General features: G+C 69.9%; 19 protein-coding genes. 3 read left to right on the top strand and 16 right to left on the bottom strand.

Going from position 1 to position 20,700, the window contains the following annotated elements; genetic code table 11:
* Positions 1-3: 3 nt before the first annotated feature.
* The 12 genes from nuoL to ACIREO_RS09940 are packed head-to-tail and all read right to left on the bottom strand — an operon-like array spanning position 4 to position 12,782.
* Positions 4-1,932, bottom strand: coding sequence for an NADH-quinone oxidoreductase subunit L (nuoL, locus tag ACIREO_RS09995; RefSeq protein WP_404107110.1), 1,929 nt, complete (start codon positions 1,930-1,932; stop codon positions 4-6).
* 12 nt (positions 1,933-1,944) lie between these two features.
* Entirely contained in the window at positions 1,945-2,244 is a 300-nt protein-coding gene (gene nuoK, locus ACIREO_RS09990) for an NADH-quinone oxidoreductase subunit NuoK (RefSeq protein ID WP_099173920.1), read from the bottom strand.
* On the bottom strand, positions 2,241-3,095 hold the full coding sequence (locus ACIREO_RS09985) for an NADH-quinone oxidoreductase subunit J (RefSeq protein ID WP_404107108.1): 855 nt from the start codon (positions 3,093-3,095) through the stop codon (positions 2,241-2,243). Before ACIREO_RS09985 ends, nuoK begins: the two co-directional genes overlap by 4 nt.
* Positions 3,092-3,688 carry an NADH-quinone oxidoreductase subunit NuoI gene (gene nuoI / locus ACIREO_RS09980; protein WP_404107107.1) on the bottom strand — a complete coding sequence of 199 codons (597 nt, stop codon included), beginning with the start codon at positions 3,686-3,688 and terminating at the stop codon, positions 3,092-3,094. Before nuoI ends, ACIREO_RS09985 begins: the two co-directional genes overlap by 4 nt.
* Complete coding sequence (gene nuoH / locus ACIREO_RS09975) at positions 3,681-5,099, bottom strand: NADH-quinone oxidoreductase subunit NuoH (RefSeq protein ID WP_404107105.1); 1,419 nt, start codon at positions 5,097-5,099, stop codon at positions 3,681-3,683. The genes nuoI and nuoH overlap by 8 nt, the downstream gene beginning before the upstream one ends.
* A complete protein-coding gene (locus tag ACIREO_RS09970; RefSeq protein ID WP_404107103.1) occupies positions 5,096-7,603 on the bottom strand; it encodes an NADH-quinone oxidoreductase subunit G in 2,508 nt (835 codons plus the stop codon). Before ACIREO_RS09970 ends, nuoH begins: the two co-directional genes overlap by 4 nt.
* Entirely contained in the window at positions 7,600-8,973 is a 1,374-nt protein-coding gene (nuoF, locus tag ACIREO_RS09965; protein WP_404107102.1) for an NADH-quinone oxidoreductase subunit NuoF, read from the bottom strand. Before nuoF ends, ACIREO_RS09970 begins: the two co-directional genes overlap by 4 nt.
* A complete protein-coding gene (gene nuoE, locus ACIREO_RS09960) occupies positions 8,973-9,785 on the bottom strand; it encodes an NADH-quinone oxidoreductase subunit NuoE (RefSeq protein WP_404107528.1) in 813 nt (270 codons plus the stop codon). Before nuoE ends, nuoF begins: the two co-directional genes overlap by 1 nt.
* Positions 9,786-9,814: 29 nt before the next feature.
* Entirely contained in the window at positions 9,815-11,137 is a 1,323-nt protein-coding gene (locus ACIREO_RS09955) for an NADH-quinone oxidoreductase subunit D (RefSeq protein ID WP_404107100.1), read from the bottom strand.
* Entirely contained in the window at positions 11,137-11,853 is a 717-nt protein-coding gene (locus tag ACIREO_RS09950; RefSeq protein WP_404107099.1) for an NADH-quinone oxidoreductase subunit C, read from the bottom strand. The genes ACIREO_RS09955 and ACIREO_RS09950 overlap by 1 nt, the downstream gene beginning before the upstream one ends.
* Positions 11,850-12,404: an NADH-quinone oxidoreductase subunit B family protein gene (locus tag ACIREO_RS09945; protein ID WP_069171248.1), complete on the bottom strand. Its 555-nt coding sequence runs from the start codon at positions 12,402-12,404 to the stop codon at positions 11,850-11,852. The genes ACIREO_RS09950 and ACIREO_RS09945 overlap by 4 nt, the downstream gene beginning before the upstream one ends.
* 18 nt (positions 12,405-12,422) lie before the next feature.
* Positions 12,423-12,782 carry an NADH-quinone oxidoreductase subunit A gene (locus ACIREO_RS09940; protein WP_003992243.1) on the bottom strand — a complete coding sequence of 120 codons (360 nt, stop codon included), beginning with the start codon at positions 12,780-12,782 and terminating at the stop codon, positions 12,423-12,425.
* Positions 12,783-13,685: 903 nt separating this feature from the next.
* Between ACIREO_RS09940 and ACIREO_RS09935 the strand changes: the two genes are divergently transcribed.
* Positions 13,686-14,507, top strand: a complete 822-nt coding sequence (locus ACIREO_RS09935) for a C40 family peptidase (RefSeq protein WP_404107097.1) — start codon at positions 13,686-13,688, stop codon at positions 14,505-14,507.
* Between the two features lie 66 nt (positions 14,508-14,573).
* On the opposite strand, the gene mptB is transcribed toward ACIREO_RS09935, so the two are convergent.
* On the bottom strand, positions 14,574-16,085 hold the full coding sequence (gene mptB / locus ACIREO_RS09930) for a polyprenol phosphomannose-dependent alpha 1,6 mannosyltransferase MptB (RefSeq protein WP_404107095.1): 1,512 nt from the start codon (positions 16,083-16,085) through the stop codon (positions 14,574-14,576).
* Positions 16,086-16,155: 70 nt separating this feature from the next.
* On the bottom strand, positions 16,156-17,439 hold the full coding sequence (locus ACIREO_RS09925) for a geranylgeranyl reductase family protein (protein ID WP_404107094.1): 1,284 nt from the start codon (positions 17,437-17,439) through the stop codon (positions 16,156-16,158).
* A 97-nt stretch (positions 17,440-17,536) separates the two neighbouring features.
* Between ACIREO_RS09925 and ACIREO_RS09920 the strand changes: the two genes are divergently transcribed.
* Positions 17,537-18,055: a GNAT family N-acetyltransferase gene (locus ACIREO_RS09920; RefSeq protein WP_404107092.1), complete on the top strand. Its 519-nt coding sequence runs from the start codon at positions 17,537-17,539 to the stop codon at positions 18,053-18,055.
* Positions 18,056-18,067: 12 nt separating this feature from the next.
* On the opposite strand, the gene ACIREO_RS09915 is transcribed toward ACIREO_RS09920, so the two are convergent.
* A complete protein-coding gene (locus tag ACIREO_RS09915) occupies positions 18,068-18,760 on the bottom strand; it encodes a demethylmenaquinone methyltransferase (RefSeq protein ID WP_404107090.1) in 693 nt (230 codons plus the stop codon).
* A 334-nt stretch (positions 18,761-19,094) separates the two neighbouring features.
* On the opposite strand from ACIREO_RS09915, the gene ACIREO_RS09910 reads away from it, so the two are divergent.
* Entirely contained in the window at positions 19,095-20,024 is a 930-nt protein-coding gene (locus tag ACIREO_RS09910) for a DUF3152 domain-containing protein (RefSeq protein WP_404107088.1), read from the top strand.
* A gap of 27 nt (positions 20,025-20,051) precedes the next feature.
* Here the strand turns inward: ACIREO_RS09910 and ACIREO_RS09905 are convergent, their stop codons facing one another.
* Complete coding sequence (locus ACIREO_RS09905) at positions 20,052-20,699, bottom strand: imidazolonepropionase-like domain-containing protein (RefSeq protein WP_404107086.1); 648 nt, start codon at positions 20,697-20,699, stop codon at positions 20,052-20,054.
* Between the last annotated feature and the right edge of the window lies 1 nt (position 20,700).

The raw sequence follows: 20,700 nt of genomic DNA, 5'->3' as shown, positions 1-20,700 counted from the left end.
GGATCAGACCGCCCTCATCAGCAGGGTCGCGGCGATGAGGACCGCCGCACCGCCGAACATCGAGACCGCGTAGGAGCGGGCGTAGCCGTTCTGCAGCTTGCGCAGCCGGCCGGACAGCCCGCCCATCGAGGCGGCCGTGCCGTTGACGACACCGTCGACCAGGGTGTGGTCGACGTAGACCAGGGAGCGGGTGAGGTGTTCGCCGCCACGGACCAGGACCGCGTGGTTGAAGTCGTCCTGGAGGAGGTCCCGGCGGGCCGCCCTGGTGAGCAGGGAACCGCGCGGGGCGACGGCGGGCACGGGCTTGCGCCCGTACATCGCCCAGGCGATGGCGACACCGATGACGAGCACCACCATGGTGGCGGCGGTGACGGTGGTCGCGCTGACCGGGGCGTGTCCGTGGTCGTGTCCGGTGACGGGCTCCAGCCAGTGCATGAACCGGTCCCCGATGGAGAAGAAGCCTCCGGCGAAGACCGACCCGAAGGCCAGCACGATCATCGGGATCGTCATGGACTTCGGTGACTCGTGCGGGTGCGGCTCATGGCCCGGCCCCGCGGCGGAGCCGCCATCGGACGCAGTGGGCTGCCAGCGCTTCTCGCCGAAGAACGTCAGCAGCATCACGCGCGTCATGTAGAACGCGGTGATCGCGGCGCCCAGCAGGGCGACGGAGCCGAGGATCCAGCCCTCGGTACCGCCCTTGGCGAAGGCCGCCTCGATGATCTTGTCCTTGGAGAAGAAGCCGGACAGGCCGGGGAAGCCGATGATCGCGAGGTACCCGAGGCCGAAGGTGACGAAGGTGACCGGCATGTACTTCCGCAGGCCGCCGTACTTCCGCATGTCCACCTCGTCGTTCATGCCGTGCATGACCGAACCGGCGCCGAGGAAGAGCCCGGCCTTGAAGAAGCCGTGCGTCACCAGGTGCATGATCGCGAAGACGTAGCCGATGGGACCGAGGCCCGCGGCGAGGATCATGTAGCCGATCTGCGACATCGTCGACCCTGCGAGGGCCTTCTTGATGTCGTCCTTCGCGCAACCGACGATCGCACCGAAGAGGAGCGTGACGGCACCGACGACCACGACGACCGTCTGTGCGTCGGGCGCCGCGTTGAAGATCGCGCCGGAGCGCACGATGAGGTAGACGCCCGCGGTCACCATGGTGGCGGCGTGGATGAGGGCGGAGACCGGGGTCGGGCCCTCCATCGCGTCACCGAGCCAGGACTGCAGCGGCACCTGGGCCGACTTGCCGCAGGCGGCGAGGAGCAGCATCAGGCCGATCGCGGTGAGCTTGCCCTCGCTCGGACCGCCCGGCGCCTCCACCGCGTCGAGCACCGGCCCGAAGGCGAACGTGCCGAAGGTGGTGAACATCAGCATGATCGCGATGGAGAGGCCCATGTCGCCGACCCTGTTGACCAGGAAGGCCTTCTTGGCCGCGGTGGCCGCACTGGGCTTGTGCTGCCAGAAGCCGATGAGCAGGTACGACGCCAGACCGACGCCCTCCCACCCGACGTACAGCAGCAGGTAGTTGTCGGCGATGACCAGGATGAGCATCGCCGCGAGGAAGAGGTTCAGATAGCCGAAGAAGCGGCGGCGCCGCTCGTCGTGCTCCATGTAGCCGATGGAGTAGATGTGGATCAGCGTGCCCACACCCGTGATCAGCAGGACGAACGTCATCGACAGCTGGTCGAGCTGGAAGGCCACGTCGGCCTGGAACCCCTCGACGGGGATCCAGCTGAACAGCTTCTGGTGCAGGGCGCGGTCCTCGGCGCCCTTGCCGAGCATGTCCGTGAACAGGACGGCACCGATGACGAACGACGCGGCGGCGAGCACCGTGCCGATCCAGTGTCCGGCCCGGTCGAGCCGGCGGCCTCCGCAGAGCAGGACCGCCGCTCCGAGCAGGGGCGCCGCGACCAGCAGCGCAATCAGGTTTTCCACGATTCCGACCCCTTACAGCTTCATCAGGCTGGCGTCGTCGACCGAGGCCGAGTGGCGGGAGCGGAACAGCGACACGATGATCGCCAGCCCGATGACGACCTCGGCGGCGGCGACGACCATCGTGAAGAAGGCGATGATCTGGCCGTCGAGGTTTCCGTGCATCCGGGAGAAGGCGACGAGCGTGAGGTTGCAGGCGTTGAGCATCAGCTCGATGCACATGAACACCACGATCGCGTTCCGCCTGATCAGCACGCCGGAGGCGCCGATCGTGAACAAAAGGGCCGCGAGGTAGAGGTAGTTGACGGGATTCACTTGGCGACCTCCTCCTCTTCTTCCGCGTGGTCACGGGCAGGTCCGCGGCCACGGCCGAGCCGCTCCCCGGAGCGCTGTTCCAGCGCCTTGAGGTCGGCGAGCGCCTCGTCGGACACATCGCGGATCTGGCCGCGCTGCCGCAGGGTCTGCATGACGGTGAGCTCGGACGGGGTGCCGTCCGGGAGCAGTCCCGCGATGTCCACGGCGTTGTGCCGGGCGTAGACACCGGGGGCCGGCAGCGGCGGCAGATGGCTGCCGCGCACCCGCTCCTGGGAGAGCTCGCGCTGTGTCTTGGCGCGTTCGGTGCGCTCGCGGTGCGTGAGCAGCATCGCGCCGACGGTCGCCGTGATCAGCAGGGCGCCGGTGATCTCGAACGCGAAGACGTACTTGGTGAAGATGAGGTTGGCGAGGCCCTCGACGTTTCCGCCGTGCCGGGCGTTCGCCGCACCCAGACCGTTGAAGCTGCTCAGGGACGCCTGTCCGATGCCGGCGATCAGCAGGATGCCGAAGCCGAGCCCGCAGGCGGCGGCCAGCCAGCGCTGGCCCTTGAGCGTCTCCTTCAGCGAGTCCGCCGCCGTGACGCCGACGAGCATGACCACGAAGAGGAACAGCATCATGATCGCGCCGGTGTAGACGACGACCTGGACGATGCCCAGGAAGTACGCGCCGTTGGCGAGGTAGAAGACCGCCAGCACGATCATGGTGCCGGCGAGCGACAGCGCGCTGTGCACCGCCTTCTTCATCAGGACGGTGGAGAGCGCGCCGATGACGGCGACGGTGCCGAGGATCCAGAACTGGACGGCCTCGCCGGTCGAGGTGGCGGTGGCCGCTGCGGCCAGGGTGGAGGTCATACGTCCACCTCCTTGTCCGCTTCTCCCTTTGAGACGGCGACCTGGCGCTCCGCGCCGGGAGCGGCCTCGGTCACCAGACCGCGGTAGTAGTCCTGTTCGTCCATGCCGGGGAAGATCGCGTGCGGGCTGTCGACCATGCCGTCCTCGAGCCCCGCGAGCAGCTCGTCCTTGGTGTAGATGAGGCTCTCGCGGGTGGTGTTGGCGAGCTCGAACTCGTTCGTCATGGTGAGTGCCCGGGTGGGGCACGCCTCGATGCAGAGCCCGCACAGGATGCAGCGCGCGTAGTTGATCTGGTACACGCGGCCGTAGCGCTCGCCCGGGGAGTAGCGCTCCTCGTCCGTGTTGTCCGCGCCCTCGACGTAGATCGCGTCCGCCGGACACGCCCAGGCGCAGAGCTCGCAGCCGACGCACTTCTCCAGCCCGTCCGGGTGACGGTTGAGCTGGTGCCGGCCGTGGAAGCGCGGCGCTGTCACCTTCTGCGTTTCCGGGTACTGCTCGGTGAGCCGCTTCTTGAACATGGCCTTGAAGGTCACGCCGAAGCCGGCCACAGGATTCTGGAACTTCTCCCCTGAGGGTTCTGATGACTCAGACACCGTCAGCCTCCCTTCCGTCACTCGAACTTCCGACACCCGCATGGTCGTCACTCTGAGTATCCGGCCCGCCACTGACAACGAGCTCCCGCTCCCGGCGCGGCGTGCGGCGCGGCACCGGCGGCAGGGACTGCCCTGGCAGCGGTGGCACGGGGAATCCGCCCGCCATCGGGTCGAACGCCGGCTCCGGTCCGGCCGCCTCCTCGGCGGCCCTGGTCTTCCGGTCGCGGAACATGTCGGCGACGAAGGAGATCAGCAGGACCGCGATCACGGCTCCGGCGACGTACAGCAGGATCTTCGAGTAGTCGTAGCCCTCGTTGTTCAGCGCCCTGACCGTGGCGACCAGCATCAGCCAGACCACGGAGACCGGGATCAGGACCTTCCAGCCGAGCTTCATCAGCTGGTCGTAGCGGACGCGGGGCAGCGTGCCGCGCAGCCAGATGAAGAAGAAGAGGAGCAGCTGCACCTTGATGACGAACCAGAGCATCGGCCACCAGCCGTGGTTCGCGCCCTCCCAGAAGGTGCTGACCGGGTACGGAGCCCGCCACCCGCCGAGGAAGAGGGTCACGGAGACCGCGGAGACGGTGACCATGTTGACGTACTCGGCGAGCATGAACATCGCGAACTTGATCGACGAGTACTCGGTGTTGAAGCCGCCGACCAGGTCGCCCTCGGACTCCGGCATGTCGAACGGGGCGCGGTTGGTCTCACCGACCATCGTGATGATGTAGATGATGAAGGAGACCGGCAGCAGCAGGATGAACCAGCGGTCCTCCTGCGCCGCCACGATCTCCGACGTCGACATCGAGCCCGAGTAGAGGAACACCGAGGCGAACGCGGCGCCCATCGCGATCTCGTAGCTGATCATCTGGGCGCAGGAACGCAGACCGCCGAGCAGCGGATACGTCGATCCGGAGGACCAGCCCGCCAGCACGATGCCGTAGATGCCGACGGAGGCGACCGCGAGGATGTACAGCATCGCGATCGGCAGGTCGGTCAGCTGCATCGTCGTACGGTGCCCGAAGATCGAGACCTCGTTGCCGGCCGGGCCGAACGGGATCACGGCGATCGCCGCGAACGCCGGTGCGGCGGCGATGATCGGGGCCAGGATGTAGACGACCTTGTCGGCCCGCTTGACGACGACGTCTTCCTTGAGCATCAGCTTGATGCCGTCGGCGAGCGACTGGAGCATGCCCCAGGGGCCGTGCCGGTTGGGGCCGACGCGCAGCTGCATCCAGGCGACGACCTTGCGCTCCCACACGATGGAGAACAGCACGGTCACCATCAGGAACGCGAAGCAGAACACCGCTTTGACGACGACGAGCCACCAGGGGTCCGTGCCGAACATCGAGAGGTCCTCGGCGGCGAGGACGGCACCCTGAGGTGCCGCGGCGAGTTGGGCGAGGCCGGTCACTCTCCTACCTCCGTTGTCACGACGTGGGAGCCCGGGGCGGCCGGACCGATCCGGACGAGTCCGCCCGGCTGGGCGCCGGTGTCGGCGGGGACGCCCCGGCCGACGGAGTCGAGCGGCACCCACACCACCCGGTCCGGCATCTCGGTGACCGCCAGCGGGAGTTCGGTGGTGCCAGTGGGCCCGGTGACGGCCAGCAGATCGCCGTCCTTCACCCCGGACTCGGCCGCGGTGGCCGGCGAGAGCCGGGCCACGGCCGCGTGCCGTGTGCCGGCCAGTGCCTCGTCGCCCTCCTGGAGCCGGCCCCGGTCGAGCAGCATCCGGTGGCCCGCGAGGACCGCCTCGCCGTCACCGGGCCTGGGCACCGGGCGGGACGTCGCCCGCGGGTCCTGCGCGTAGCCGTCCTCCCGGCCGCCGAGGCGGTCGAGTTCACGGCGGGCCGCCCGCAGGTCGGGCAGCGCGAGGCGTACGTCGAGGGCGTCGGCCAGCATGTGCAGCACCCTCGCGTCGGACGGGCAGAGCGTCCTCGGCAGCTGCTCGGGCTTCAGCGCGGCCTCGAACATCCGCGCCCTGCCCTCCCAGTTGAGGAAGGTGCCGGCTTTCTCCGCGACGGCAGCGACGGGCAGGACCACGTCGGCGCGCTCGGTGACCGCGCCGGGCCTCAGCTCCAGCGAGATCAGGAAGCCGACCGCGTCCAGCGCCCGCAGCGCCCCTGCCGGGTCGGGCAGGTCCTCGGGATCGACGCCCGCGACCAGCAGTGCGGCCAGCTCGCCGGTGGCCGCGGCCTCCACGATCTGGCCGGTGTCGCGGCCGAAGCCGGCGGGCAGTTCGGCGACGCCCCAGACGGACGCCACCTCCTCCCTGGCCCTGGGGTCCGTCGCGGGACGGCCGCCGGGCAGCAGCGACGGGAGCGCGCCCGCCTCCAGTGCGCCGCGTTCGCCCGCACGGCGCGGGATCCAGACCAGTGCGGCGCCGGTCGCCGTGGCGGTGCGCAGGGCGGCGGTCAGGCCGCCCGGCACCGCGGCGAGCCGCTCGCCCACCACGATCACGGCGCCCTCGCCGCGCAGCGCCTCGGCCGCCGCGGCGCCTTCGGCCTCCAGGCCGACCCCGCCCGCGAGTGCGTCCAGCCACTCGGTCTCGGTGCCCGGTGCGGCGGGGAGCAGTGTGCCGCCCGCCTTCTCCAGGCCACGGCTGGCGTGCGAGGCGAGCGCGAACGTCCGCTGCCCGCGCTTACGGAAGGCCTTGCGGAGCCGGAGGAAGACGCCGGGCGCCTCCTCCTCGGACTCGAATCCGGCCAGCAGGACCGCCGGAGCCTTCTCCAGCGCGGTGTAGGTGACCCCGCTGCCGTCCAGGTCGCGTCCGCGTCCGGCCACCCGCGCGGCGAGGAAGTCGGCTTCCTCACCGCTGTGGACCCGGGCCCGGAAGTCGATGTCGTTGGTGTCGAGGGCGACCCGCGCGAACTTGCTGTACGCGTAGGCGTCCTCGACCGTCAGCCTGCCTCCGGTGAGCACGCCGGTCCTTCCGCGCGCCCCCGAGAGTCCGGCAGCCGCGGCTCCCAGTGCCTCCGGCCAGCTCGCCGGCTCCAGCACACCCTCCGCGTTGCGTACGAGCGGAGTGGTGAGCCGGTCGCGCTGCTGGGCGTAGCGGAAGCCGAAGCGGCCCTTGTCGCAGAGCCACTCCTCGTTGACCTCGGGGTCGTTGGCGGCGAGCCGCCGCATGACCTTGCCGCGCCGGTGGTCGGTCCTGGTGGCGCAGCCGCCGGCGCAGTGCTCGCACACCGACGGCGTCGACACCAGGTCGAAGGGCCGGGAACGGAAGCGGTACGCCGCCGAGGTGAGCGCCCCGACCGGGCAGATCTGGATGGTGTTGCCGGAGAAGTACGACTCGAAGGGGTCGCCCTCGCCGGTACCGACCTGCTGGAGCGCGCCGCGCTCGACCAGCTCGATCATCGGGTCGCCCGCCACCTGGTTGGAGAACCGGGTGCAGCGTGCGCAGAGCACGCACCGCTCGCGGTCCAGCAGCACCTGGGTGGAGATGGGGACGGGCTTCTCGAAGGTGCGCTTCTTCCCGTCGAAACGGGAGTCGGCGCCGCCGTGCGACATCGCCTGGTTCTGCAGGGGGCACTCGCCGCCCTTGTCGCAGACCGGGCAGTCCAGCGGGTGGTTGATGAGCAGGAGCTCCATCACCCCCTTCTGGGCCTTCTCCGCGACGGGCGAGGTGATCTGCGACTTCACGACCATGCCGTCGGTGCAGGTGATGGTGCAGGAGGCCATCGGCTTGCGCTGGCCCTCGACCTCGACGATGCACTGGCGGCAGGCGCCGGCCGGGTCGAGGAGCGGGTGGTCGCAGAAGCGCGGGATCTCGATGCCGAGGAGCTCGGCGGCGCGGATGACCAGGGTGCCCTTGGGGACGCTGATCTCGATGCCGTCGATCGTGAGCGTGACGAGGTCCTCGGGCGGAACGGCCGCCTCGCCGCCCCCGGAGGGCGCACTCGTGGTGACTGTCATGCGTTCACCCCCCGGTGAGCGTTCTTGTCGTCTTCGTCGTCGGCCCAGAGGGTCGACCTGGCCGGATCGAAGGGGCAGCCCTTGTCGGTGATGTGCTGCTCGTACTCCTCGCGGAAGTACTTCAGCGAGGAGAAGATCGGCGAGGCGGCGCCGTCTCCGAGGGCGCAGAACGACTTGCCGTTTATGTTGTCGGCGATGTCGTTGAGCTTGTCGAGGTCGGCCATCTCGCCCTTGCCTGCCTCGATGTCGCGGAGCAGCTGGACGAGCCAGTAGGTGCCCTCACGGCATGGCGTGCACTTTCCGCAGGACTCATGGGCGTAGAACTCGGTCCAGCGGGTGACGGCGCGCACCACGCAGGTGGTCTCGTCGAAGCACTGGAGCGCCTTGGTGCCGAGCATGGATCCGGCGGCCCCGACGCCCTCGTAGTCCAGGGCGACGTCGAGGTGCTCGTCGGTGAACATCGGGGTGGAGGAGCCGCCGGGCGTCCAGAACTTCAGGCGGTGCCCGGCCCGGATGCCGCCGCTCATGTCGAGCAGCTGGCGCAGGGTGATGCCGAGCGGTGCCTCGTACTGGCCGGGGCTGGTGACGTGGCCGCTGAGCGAGTACAGCGTGAAGCCCGGGGACTTCTCGCTGCCCATCGACTTGAACCAGTCCTTGCCCTTGTTCAGGATCGCGGGAACCGAGGCGATGGACTCGACGTTGTTCACGACAGTGGGGCAGGCGTACAGACCGGCGACCGCGGGGAAGGGCGGCCGGAGCCGGGGCTGGCCACGCCGTCCTTCGAGCGAGTCGAGCAGCGCGGTCTCCTCACCGCAGATGTAGGCACCGGCGCCCGCGTGGACCGTGAGTTCCAGGTCGAGCCCGGAACCCAGGACGTCCGTCCCGAGGTAGCCCGCCTCGTACGCCTCGCGCACGGCCTCGTGCAGCCGCCGCAGTACGGGCACGACCTCGCCGCGCAGATAGATGAAGGCGTGCGAGGAGCGGATCGCGTAACAGGCGATCACGATGCCCTCGATGAGGCTGTGCGGGTTGGCGAAGAGGAGCGGGATGTCCTTGCAGGTCCCGGGCTCCGACTCGTCGGCGTTGACCACGAGGTAGTGCGGCTTGCCGTCGCCCTGCGGGATGAACTGCCACTTCATCCCGGTGGGGAAGCCCGCGCCCCCGCGTCCGCGCAGACCGGAGTCCTTGACGTACGCGATCAGGTCGTCGGGCTCCATGGCCAGGGCCTTGCGCAGCCCCTCGTATCCGTCATGGCGGCGGTAGGTGTCCAGCGTCCAGGACTCCGGCTCGTCCCAGAAGGAGGAGAGGACAGGAGTCAGGAGCTTCTCCGGGCTGGTCCCGTTCTTGTCGATCTCGGCGGCCAAGGTCATCACTCCCCCTCCTCGGCGGCGGGCCCGGCCGGGTACTCCGGGTCGGAGGCCGAGGTCTGCTGCGGCGCATCGTGAGAGCTGAGATGCTCGGCGCCCTTCTGCGGTGCGTCCCGTGGTGTCTCGCCCCGCTGTCCGACCACGCGTGCGTGCGCGCCCTCGCCCCTGGCGAGCTTCAGCCCGACCAGGGACGCGGCCCCCGCTCCGCCGCTCGCCTCGACGGCGCCGGGGCGCGTGTCGGGGAAGCCGGCCAGCATCCGGGCCGTGTCCTTGTACGTGCACAGGGGCGCGCCACGGGTGGGCTCGACGGTGCGGCCGGCGATCAGGTCGTCGACGAGCTGTGTCGCGCTCTCCGGTGTCTGGTTGTCGAAGAACTCCCAGTTGACCATCACGACGGGCGCGAAGTCGCAGGCCGCGTTGCACTCGATGTGTTCGAGGGTGACCTTGCCGTCCTCGGTCGTCTCGTCGTTGCCGACGCCCAGGTGCTCCTTGAGCTGGTCGAAGATGGCGTCGCCGCCCATGACCGCGCACAGGGTGTTGGTGCAGACCCCGACCTGGTAGTCGCCGCTCGGCCTTCGGCGGTACATCGTGTAGAAGGTGGCGACCGCGGTGACCTCGGCGGTGGTGAGGCCGAGCTGGTCCGCGCAGAAGGCCATGCCCGTACGGGAGACGTACCCCTCCTCGGACTGCACCAGGTGCAGCAGCGGCAGCAGGGCGGAACGGCTGCCGGGGTAGCGGGCGATCACCTCCTTCGCGTCCGCTTCGAGCCGGGTGAGCACCTCGGCCGGGTAGGCCGGGGCGGGGAGCTGCGGCATCCCCAGGCTGACTTCTTGGTTGGATGCGGTCACCGGTCGACGCCTCCCATCACGGGGTCGATGGACGCGACGGCGACGATGACGTCGGCGACCTGGCCGCCCTCGCACATCGCCGCCATGGCCTGCAGGTTGGTGAAGGACGGGTCGCGGAAGTGGACCCGGAAGGGGCGCGTGCCGCCGTCCGAGACGACGTGCACGCCGAGTTCGCCCTTGGGGGACTCTATGGCGGTGTACGTCTGCCCGGCCGGGACCCGGAAGCCCTCGGTCACCAGCTTGAAGTGGTGGATCAGGGCCTCCATGGAGGTGCCCATGATCTTCTTGATGTGGTCGAGCGAGTTGCCGAGTCCGTCGGGTCCCAGCGCGAGCTGCGCGGGCCAGGCGATCTTCTTGTCGGCGACCATGACCGGGCCCGGCTCCAGCCGTTCCAGGCACTGCTCGACGATCCTCAGCGACTGGCGCATCTCCTCCAGGCGGATGAGGAAGCGGCCGTAGGCGTCGCAGGTGTCCGCGGTGGGCACGTCGAACTCGTAGTTCTCGTAGCCGCAGTACGGATCGGTCTTGCGCAGGTCGTGCGGGAGTCCGGCGGACCTGAGGATCGGGCCGGTGGCGCCGAGCGCCACGCAGCCGGTCAGGTCGAGGTATCCGACGTCCTGCATACGGGCCTTGAAGATGGGGTTGCCGGTCGCGAGCTTGTCGTACTCCGGCAGGTTCTTCTTCATGGTCTTGATGAACTCGCGGAGCCGGTCGATCGCACCCATGGGCAGGTCCTGGGCGAGGCCGCCGGGCCGGATGAACGCGTGGTTCATCCGCAGGCCGGTGATCAGCTCGAAGAGATCGAGAACGAGTTCACGATCGCGGAAGCCGTAGATCATGATCGTCGTGGCGCCGAGCTCCATGCCGCCGGTGGCGATGCACACCAGGTGCGAGGAGATCCGGTTGAGCTCCATCAGGAGCACGCGCAGGACGGTGGCCCGGTCCGGGATCTGGTCCTCGATGCCGAGGAGCTTCTCGACCCCGAGGCAGTACGCCGCCTCGTTGAAGAACGGGGTCAGATAGTCCATGCGGGTGACGAAGGTGGTGCCCTGCGTCCAGTTCCGGAATTCGAGGTTCTTCTCGATGCCGGTGTGGAGGTAGCCGATGCCGCAGCGGGCCTCGGTGACGGTCTCGCCGTCGATCTCCAGGATGAGCCGCAGCACGCCGTGTGTGGACGGGTGCTGGGGGCCCATGTTGACGATGATGCGTTCGTCGTCCGACTTGGCGGCGGACTCGACGACCTCGTCCCAGTCGCCGCCGGTGACTGTATATACAGTCCCCTCGGTCGTGGCGCGGGGAGTTGCGTGGGGAGTGGTCATCAGCTGTACGACCTCCGCTGGTCCGGAGCCGGGATCTGGGCGCCCTTGTACTCGACGGCGATGCCGCCGAGCGGGTAGTCCTTGCGCTGCGGGAAGCCCTGCCAGTCGTCCGGCATCATGATCCGGGTCAGGGCGGGGTGCCCGTCGAAGATCAGCCCGAAGAAGTCGTACGCCTCGCGCTCGTGCCAGTCGTTGGCCGGGTAGACCTCGACGAGGGACGGGATGTGCGGATCGCTGTCGGGGGCCGACACCTCCAGGCGGATCAGCCGCCCGTGGGTGAGCGAGCGCAGGTGGTAGACCGCGTGCAGCTCGCGTCCCTTGTCCCCCAGGTAGTGGACACCGCTGACGCCCGTACAGAGCTCGAAGCGCAGGGCGGGGTCGTCGCGCAGGGTGCGGGCGACCTGGAGCAGGTGCTCGCGGGCGATGTGGAAGGTGAGTTCACCCCGGTCGACGACCGTCTTCTCGATGGCTTCGTCCGGGAGCAGGTCCTGTTCCTCCAGGGCCCCCTCCAGCTCGTCGGCCACCTCGTCGAACCAGCCGCCGTACGGCCGGGAGGCGGCTCCCGGCAGGGTCACCGTGCGGACGAGTCCGCCGTAGCCGGAGGTGTCGCCGCCGTTGTCGGCGCCGAACATGCCCTTGCGTACGCCGATGACCTCGCCGGAGTCGTCCCTCGGGACGGGCACCTGGCCGCTGTTGCTGTTCTGCTCGTCGCTCATCGCAGCAGCCCCTTCATCTCGATCAGGGGAAGTGCGTTGAGCGCCGCCTCCTCCGCCTCGCGGGCGGCCTCCTCCGCGTTGACCCCGAGCTTGGAGCCCTGGATCTTCTGGTGGAGCTTGAGGATGGCGTCGATCAGCATCTCGGGACGCGGCGGGCATCCCGGAAGATAGATGTCGACCGGGACAATATGGTCGACACCCTGAACAATGGCGTAATTATTGAACATTCCGCCGGATGATGCGCAAACCCCCATGGAGATGACCCACTTGGGGCTCGGCATCTGGTCGTAGACCTGCCGCAGGACAGGCGCCATCTTCTGGCTGACCCGCCCGGCGACGATCATCAGATCCGCCTGCCGCGGCGATCCGCGGAAGACCTCCATCCCGAAACGGGCCAGGTCGTACCGCCCGGCGCCGGTCGTCATCATCTCGATGGCGCAGCAGGCGAGGCCGAAGGTGGCGGGGAAGACGGACGATTTCCGTACCCAGCCGGCGGCCTGCTCGACAGTGGTCAGCACAAAGCCGCTCGGCAGCTTCTCTTCGAGTCCCATGGTGTGCCCCTCAGCCCCTCAGTCCCATTCCAGGCCGCCCCGGCGCCACACATACGCGTAGGCGACGAAGACGGTGAGCACGAAGAGCAGCATCTCCACGAGCCCGAAAATCCCCAGGGCGTCGAAGGTGACCGCCCAGGGATAGAGGAAGACGATCTCGATGTCGAAGACGATGAACAGCATCGCCGTCAGGTAGTACTTGATGGGGAAACGGCCGCCTCCGGCTGGAGTGGGGGTGGGTTCGATACCGCACTCGTACGCTTCGAGCTTTGCTCGGTTGTACCGCTTCGGGCCGATAAGCGTGGCCATGACCACGGAGAAGATCGCAAACCCTGCCCCGAGGGCGCCGAGCACGAGGATGGGCGCGTAGGCATTCACGCTCCTCGCTCCTTCCAGTCGTCCTTGACCGTTGGACCGCATCGGGCGACCGGCTCGCCACCTCATCAAGATCGTGCACATGTGAGGCAGTTCACAAGCCCGACTGCCCCGCATCCTATGCCTGCCATCCTGTGATCTGCGACACGGGGTACGACAACGTCTTTGTGATCTCCACCACCTGACGAACGATCATGAAGTCGGATGAGTGGTGATCTTCGTACGCGAAGCGTCCGTGCGGTTACGAGACGTGACATCTCGTGGCGTCACCGCTGGTCAAAGGCGTGCGGCTCTATCAATCGGCGGCCTGTACAAGCAAATTGGCAATGGACATCGGACCAGTGATATAGGGATCCGCCACAGAAGACGGACACCCGGAAGAGGGGCCTCCGGTACCGATGTGGACAATGCGCACGCATTCACTAACTTCCGGGCAGCCGACGGACCGAGGGGGCCGGCGCGCACCCCCGGACGCGCGGGGTGGGAGGGAGCGATCAGCCGGGGCCGGAGTCGACGGACCGCCGGGCCGCCGACGGGTGGCCATGGAAACGGACATGACTCGCCAATAGGTCACCCCGCCGGGAGGTGGCTGCCACCCCCCGCTCCGCACGCAGCACGCGTCCGCGCGGTTGCCTCTCACGGGAGAGCCACACTGTGACCTGCCTCACTCCATGCCCGCTTCAATAAAAGCGGGCTTGGCCAACCGTGTGAACGGATGGTAAGCGACGGGCAATTCGGGCGTATTGAAAGAACGCCGTGATCACAGCGGTACACGGCCGCGCCCGTTATGCCCGTTAGGGCGTCAATAAAGGCCCCCAATAAGCGGATTCATAGATTCCGAACGTAACTGTGTCGCAACACACGTTTCTTGATGGGACCCCTACAGCCCTGATAGCGCTAGTACCTATGTCCCACACCGCTCACATACCCAGCCACCGGAAGCCCCGCCAGAGCGCCTCGAAGACGGCGCTGCGGGCAGGAGTTGCCGGTGGCGTCCTCAGCACCATCGCGGTCGCGGGTGCCGCCGGTCCGGCCCAGGCCGAACCGGTCACCCAGACCATCGAGATGCCCACGATCACCGCCGGGCTCTCGACCTCCGTCGCCGCGTCCGCGCAGGCAACCCAGGCAGTCGCGCTCGACCTCGAGACGCAGGCGCACGAAGAGGCCGCGGCCATCACCGCGGCCAAGACCGCCAAGAAGGCCAAGGCCGAGGCGGTCCGCAAGGCAGAGGCCAAGAAGAAGGCCGAAGCAGCCGCCGAGGCAAAGGCGGAGGCCGCCGAGCGCGCCTCCCGCACCGCCGAGCGCACCACACTCAGCGCGCCCTCCGGCTCCTCGGACTCGTCCTCCTCCTCGGTGTCGTCCTCGAACGCCACCGGGTCCGCCGCTTCCGTCATCGCGTTCGCGCAGTCCCAGATCGGGGACGCGTACGTCTCCGGCGGCACCGGCCCGAACTCATGGGACTGCTCGGGTCTGGTCCAGGCCGCCTTCGGCTCGGTCGGCATCGACCTGCCGCGCGTCTCGCAGGATCAGTCGACGGCCGGCACCCAGGTCTCCCTCGACAACCTCCAGCCCGGCGACATCCTGTACTGGGGCGGTGCCGGCAGCGCGTACCACGTCGGGGTCTACGTGGGCGACGGCCAGTTCGTCGGTGCGCAGAACTCCAGCACCGGCGTCGTGCAGAAGTCCCTGGACTACGACCCGCCGTCGGGCGCCGTCCGCGTTCTCTGATTCACAAGCTCCGCACGCCTGAGCACGACCGCGGGCCGTCACTCCTCCGCTCGGAGTGACGGCCCGTCATCGTGCCGTGGGAGCGTCCGCCTCCACGGCGGCTTCCGCCGGCAGGCGCGGGCCCGGCACGTGGCCGCGTTCCTCGTCGGCCCTCTCCCTGCGCAGGAGCACCAGCCCCACCACACACACGATGGCGGCCAGCACGAAGCCGTACGGCGGGGTCGAGCCCTTGGGCTGCGTCTCGTAGACGAGCGCGGCCGACAGCACGGTCACCGCGCCCACGGCCCGGCCGCCGCTCGCGGTGGCGGCGATCACCGCCGTCGCCCACAGCAGATACCAGGGCTGCACCATCGGCGAGAGCGCGACGAGGGCGAGCAGCGCGAGGCCCAGGGCGCGGACGGGTTCCGTACGCCCGGCCGCCGCCTGCCATGCCAGGCGGGCGATCAGCAGCAGGGCGACCAGCAGGCCGAGGTTCTGTACGGCGGACTTGACCGGATCCGGGTCGGTTCCGGCCAGCAGCCGCAGGAGTTCGCCCAGGCCCAGGCCGAGGTCGCTGCTGAGGGACAGCGCGGTGTGGATGCGCCCCGCGACGCTCTGGGTCCCGAGCCAGCCGAAGCCGGTGCCGCCGAGGAACGTCACGCCGACGACGACCGCCCCGGCGACCAGCCCCGGGGCCAGCAGCCCCTTCGCCACCCTGCGTACGGCCGGACCGCTCGCGGCCCGGCCCACCACGACGCCGACGAACAGCAGCGCCACCGCGGCGGGCGACTTGACCATCATGGCGAGCCCTACGAGCGCCGATCCGGCGATCCACCTCCCGCGCAGGGCGAGCAGCGCGCCGGCCAGCATGAGGCCGGTCATCAGCCCGTCGTTGTGGACGCCGCCGACCACGTGGATGAGCAGCAGCGGGTTCAGTGCCCCGAGCCACAGGGCGGCGCTCTCGTCGCGGCCGTGCTCCCGGGCGAGACCGCGCAGGGCCCACACGATGAGCACCAGCGCGCCCAGGGCGATCAGACGCATCCCCAGCACGGCCGGCACGATCGTGCCGCCCGTCGCCCAGGCCACGCCGCGCGCGAGGAGGAGGAAGAACGGCCCGTACGGGGCCGGGGTGTCGGTCCAGTGCCCGCCGACGCTCGCCGCGGCGTCGCCGCCCGGCCCGCCGGGGTCGAGGACGGACGGGCCCACGCTGTAGACGTCATGCCCTTCGAGGACCATCGCGCCCTGCGCGATGTAGCTGTAGACGTCGGCGCTGTGGAGCGGCGGCGCCAGCACGAGCGGGGCGGCCCACCACGCGAGGGTGACGAGGGTGTCGCGTACGGAGGCTCCCGCCCCCCTGTACAGCCACCAGGCGACGACGAGCACCGTCAGCCCGCCGTACGCCAGGGCGTAGCCCACGGCGGTCACAGCGGTCCCATGGGAGACCCACAGGCCCCATGGGTCGTGGGCCGGGAGCGTGCCGACCGCCCAGCCGCCCAGTGCGACCGCCGCCGACCCGGCCGCGCCGAGCCGTCGCCAGCCGCGGGCGGTCCATGCCCTGGCGGTCCGTGCCCCGGTGGTCCGTACCTCTGTAGCCCCCATGCGCCCGAACCTATCGCAGGGCGGGCCGCCGGGGGCGGGGCCCGGGGGCCGGCCCCCGGGGTCCGTCGGCTCAGGCCTTCGGGGCGACCTTCGAGAGGCCGTTGATGATGCGGTCCATGGCGTCGCCGCCCGTCGGGTCGGTGAGGTTGGCGAGCATCTTCAGCGTGAACTTCATCAGGACGGGGTGGGTCAGACCGCGCTGCGTCGCGATCTTCATGACCTTCGGGTTCCCGATCATCTTCACGAAGGCACGGCCCAGCGTGTAGTAACCGCCGTAGGTGTCCTTGAGGATCTTCGGGTAGTTGTGCAGGGCCAGCTCCCGCTGGGCCGGGGTGGCGCGGGCGTGCGCCTGGACGATGACGTCCGCGGCGATCTGGCCCGACTCCATGGCGTACGCGATGCCCTCGCCGTTGAACGGGTTGACGAGGCCGCCCGCGTCACCGACGAGCAGCAGGCCCTTGGTGTAGTGCGGCTGGCGGTTGAAGGCCATGGGGAGCGCGGCGCCGCGGATCGGCGTCGTCATGTTCTCCGGGGTGTAGCCCCAGTCCTCCGGCATGGACGCGCACCAGGCCTTGAGCACCTCGCGCCAGTCGAGCTCCTTGAAGGCTGACGAGGAGTTGAGGATGCCGAGGCCGACGTTGGACGTGCCGTCGCCCATGCCGAAGATCCAGCCGTAACCGGGCAGCAGACGGTCCTCGGCACCGCGCCGGTCCCACAGCTCCAGCCAGGACTCCAGGTAGTCGTCGTCGTGGCGGGGCGAGGTGAAGTACGTACGGACCGCGACGCCCATCGGGCGGTCCTCGCGGCGGTGCAGGCCCATGTGGAGGGAGAGCCGGGTGGAGTTGCCGTCGGCCGCGACGACGAGCGGGGCGTGGAAGGTGACCGGGGTCTTCTCCTCGCCGAGCTTGGCGTGGACGCCGGTGATGTGTCCGGTGCGCTCGTCCTTGACGGGCTCGCCGACGTTGCAGCGCTCGTACAGCCGGGCGCCGGCCTTCTGGGCCTGGCGGGCCAGTTGCTCGTCGAAGTCGTCGCGCTTGCGGACCAGACCGTAGTCCGGGTAGGAGGCGAGGTCCGGCCAGTCCAGCTGGAGGCGGGAGCCGCCGCCGATGATGCGCAGGCCCTTGTTGCGCAGCCAGCCGGCCTCTTCGGAGATGTCGATGCCCATGGACACGAGCTGCTTGGTGGCGCGGGGGGTGAGACCGTCGCCGCAGACCTTCTCACGCGGAAAGGCCGTCTTCTCCAGCAGGAGGACGTCGAGTCCGGACTTGGCGAGGTGGTACGCGGTCGTGGAGCCGGCTGGGCCCGCTCCGACGACGATCACGTCCGCGCTGTGCTCGGAGAGGGGCTCGGTCACGGTCGGATCTCCCGAAGACTCGAATTCGCGTGCCGCGCGGCACATGTCGCGTGCAGTCTATGGGTGCCTGCTGATCAACCTTCCGAAGGGCTCCCCGATGCCGCTCGTGCCTGACTCGACTCCGTCCGTACATCTGCGTGTCCCCACCGACGAGGACGCCCTGGCCTGGCACCGGGTGTTCGACGATCCGGAGGTGATGGAGTTCCACGGGGGCCGTTCGGCGGAGTACTCCGTGTACGAGGAGCTGACCGCCCGCCAGCGGCGGCACGACGCGGAGCGCGGCCACTGTCTCTGGACGGTCCTGGACGACGCCGGTGAGGTGCTCGGCTTCACGGGCGCCCAGCCGTGGCCGCACGAGTCGTTCGGTCCGGTGGGCGAGATCGAGATCGGCTGGCGGCTGGGCAGGGCGGCGTGGGGGCGCGGTTACGCGACAGCCGCCGCGCGCGCCACCCTGGAGCGGATAAGGGCGCTCGGGGTGCGGGAGGTCGTCGCGATGATCAACTCGCGGAACGCCCGCTCGGTGGCGGTGGCCGTACGCCTCGGCATGCGGCAGGCCGAGACGTACACGTCCCCGGTGTCGAAGCAGGAGGCTCACTGCTTCCGGCTGGAACTCTGAATCCGGAAGGCCTCAGACGCGCACGCCCCGGTGGAGTGCCACCACTCCACCGGTGAGATTGCGCCAGGCCACCTTCGACCAGCCCGCCTTCTGCAGCAGCGTCGCGAGTCCGGGCTGGTCGGGCCAGGCGCGGATCGACTCGGCGAGGTAGACGTAGGCGTCCGGGTTGGACGACACCGCCCGCGCCACCGGCGGCAGCGCGCGCATCAGGTACTCGGTGTAGACGGTCCGGAAGGGCGTCCAGACCGGCTGGGAGAACTCGCAGATCACCACCCGGCCGCCGCGCTTGGTGACCCGGTACAGCTCGCTCAGCGCGGCGCCGGTGTCCTGGATGTTGCGCAGCCCGAAGGAGATCGTGACCGCGTCGAAGGTCTCGTCCTTGAAGGGCAGCCTGGTGCCGTCGCCCGCGGTGAAGGGCATCCACGGGTGGCGCGCCTTGCCGACCTGGAGCATCCCGATCGAGAAGTCGCAGGGCACCACATAGGCGCCGGCCTGCGCGAAGGGCTGCGAGGAGGTGGCGGTGCCGGCCGCCAGGTCGAGGATCTTCTGGGCCGGGCGGGCGTCGACGGCCCGGGCGACCTCCTTGCGCCAGAGCCGCGCCTGCCCGAGCGACAGCACATCATTGGTGAGGTCGTAGTTCGCCGCCACGTCGTCGAACATCGAGGCGACTTCGTGCGGCTGCTTGTCCAGGGATGCTCGGGTCACCCTCCCATTGAAGCAGCCCCGCCCCCGGTCACCGGCGGCGGCGTGGCCACGTCGGCGGCTCGGGCCGCCTCCGCCGGCCCCCGGGCACCACCTCCACATCGATTGCCTTCGATTTCGGGAACAGCACCGCCCCGAACGACGTCTCAACCGAAGGAGGAAAGGGCTTGCCGCACAGGCGGACGCCCAGCAACTCCCGCGCGGCGCAAGGAGAGCGGAGTGCTGGACGGCGCGCGGTCACGGCGGGCACCCGGTGCTCGAGAGCAGGTCAGCGTGCGGGGCGGATGATCCGTCCGCCCTGGACGACCACACCGAGAGCACGGATAATCACTCAAACATGCACAGTGACGGCACACATCGAATACGGAACGCCGGCGGCTCCCGCCGCGCGGCCGGGTCACCCGCTCCGGGATCCCGGCCCTCGCGCGCACAGTCCCGGAAGCGCTCCGCGGCCCGCCGAAAACGGACGCGTCGAAGGCGCGCCGCCTTCGCGGGGGCCGTGGTCGCGGTGGCGGCCGCCGCGGCGTTCCTCTACCTCGAGCCACCGTGGCAGGACGACGGCGCGGCCGTCGCGGCCGACCGGACCACCTCGTCGCCGACGCCGGCCGCACCGGAGGTGAAGGCCTCACCGAAGGCACTGGTGAGCCCCGAGGTGTCGAAGTCCCCCACGGCCTCGCCGAGCACGGAGGAGTCCGTCGATCCGGACTCCGTGCCCAAGTCGGGACCCGGCACCTTCACCGTGGCCGGCGAGGACGTCTCGTCCGGCGGCGGCAGCCGCTACCGCGTGGAGGTGGAGGACGGCATCGGCGTGGACCCGGACAGCGCCGCCGAGGACGTGGCGGAGATACTCGCCGACCCACGGGGCTGGAGCAAGGGCGGGACCCGCACCTTCACCCAGGTCGACGACGACTCGGCCGGGCTGGTGATCAAGATAGGGACACCGAAGACCACCGACCGGCTCTGCGGGCAGTACGGGCTGGACACCGGCGGCGAGGTGAACTGCCGCGGTGGGAAGAACGTCATGGTCAATCTGGACCGCTGGCTGCTCGGTTCGCCGACCTTCGACGGTTCGGCGACCGAGTACCGCGCGCTGATCATCAATCACGAGGTTGGCCACTGGCTCGGGCACGGTCACGAGACCTGCCCCGGCGCCGGCAAGCCGGCCCCCGCGATGATGCAGCAGATCAAGGGACTCAAGGGCTGCACGTCCAACGCCTGGCCGTACGACAAGAACGGCCAGTACCTGGGCGGCCCCTCGGTCCCGTGACCGCGCCGGCCCTCGGGTGCGACGCCCTCAGCGCCGCCGGTGGACCAGCCGTCCGCCGAGCACCGTGGCGACGCAGGTCCCGGCGCCCTCCGCGACCAGCGCCGCCTCGTCGGCCACGTCGAAGACCGCGAGGTCGGCCCGGCCGCCGACGGTGAGGGGGGCGTGCACGGAGCCCGGCAGGTCGCGGCCGCGGGCGAAGGGGTCGAGGCCGGGCTCGCCCGGGAGGCCGCCGGGAGCGCCGGCGACCGCCGTGAGACCCGAGCGGGCCACAGCGGTGCGTACGGCGTGGTGGTCGAACGGGCCCGCGACATGGGTGGTGCCGTGGCGCAGCATGCGCTGCAGCCCCCGGCGTACGCTGCCGGCCCGGCGGGGCTCGTCCATCCGTCCGGCCAGCCGCTCGAAGTCCGCCCCGGTCAGCGGCTGTTCGCCGAGCTCGTCGGCCTCGCGCGGGTCGGGGTGGTAGCAGCGGGTCAGCAGCGGGACGCCGTCCCACTGGCGCAGGCCGGGCGTGAGGACGCCCGGCCACCGGCGGACCCGGGCAGCCGGGTGCGCCGCCGTGACCGCGTCGTACGGCCCGAGGGCCACGATCCGGTCGCCGTCCACCGCGACCGCGCCGCCGTGGACTCCTGCCGCGCCGACCGGGAGGACCAGCGGCGCGGCGTGAACGGTCAGCACG

The organism is Streptomyces sp. NPDC102441, assembly GCF_044765585.1.
GTDB lineage: Bacteria > Actinomycetota > Actinomycetes > Streptomycetales > Streptomycetaceae > Streptomyces.
Note: the sequence above shows the minus strand (reverse complement) of the source record. Positions and strands in the feature narration are given on the sequence as shown.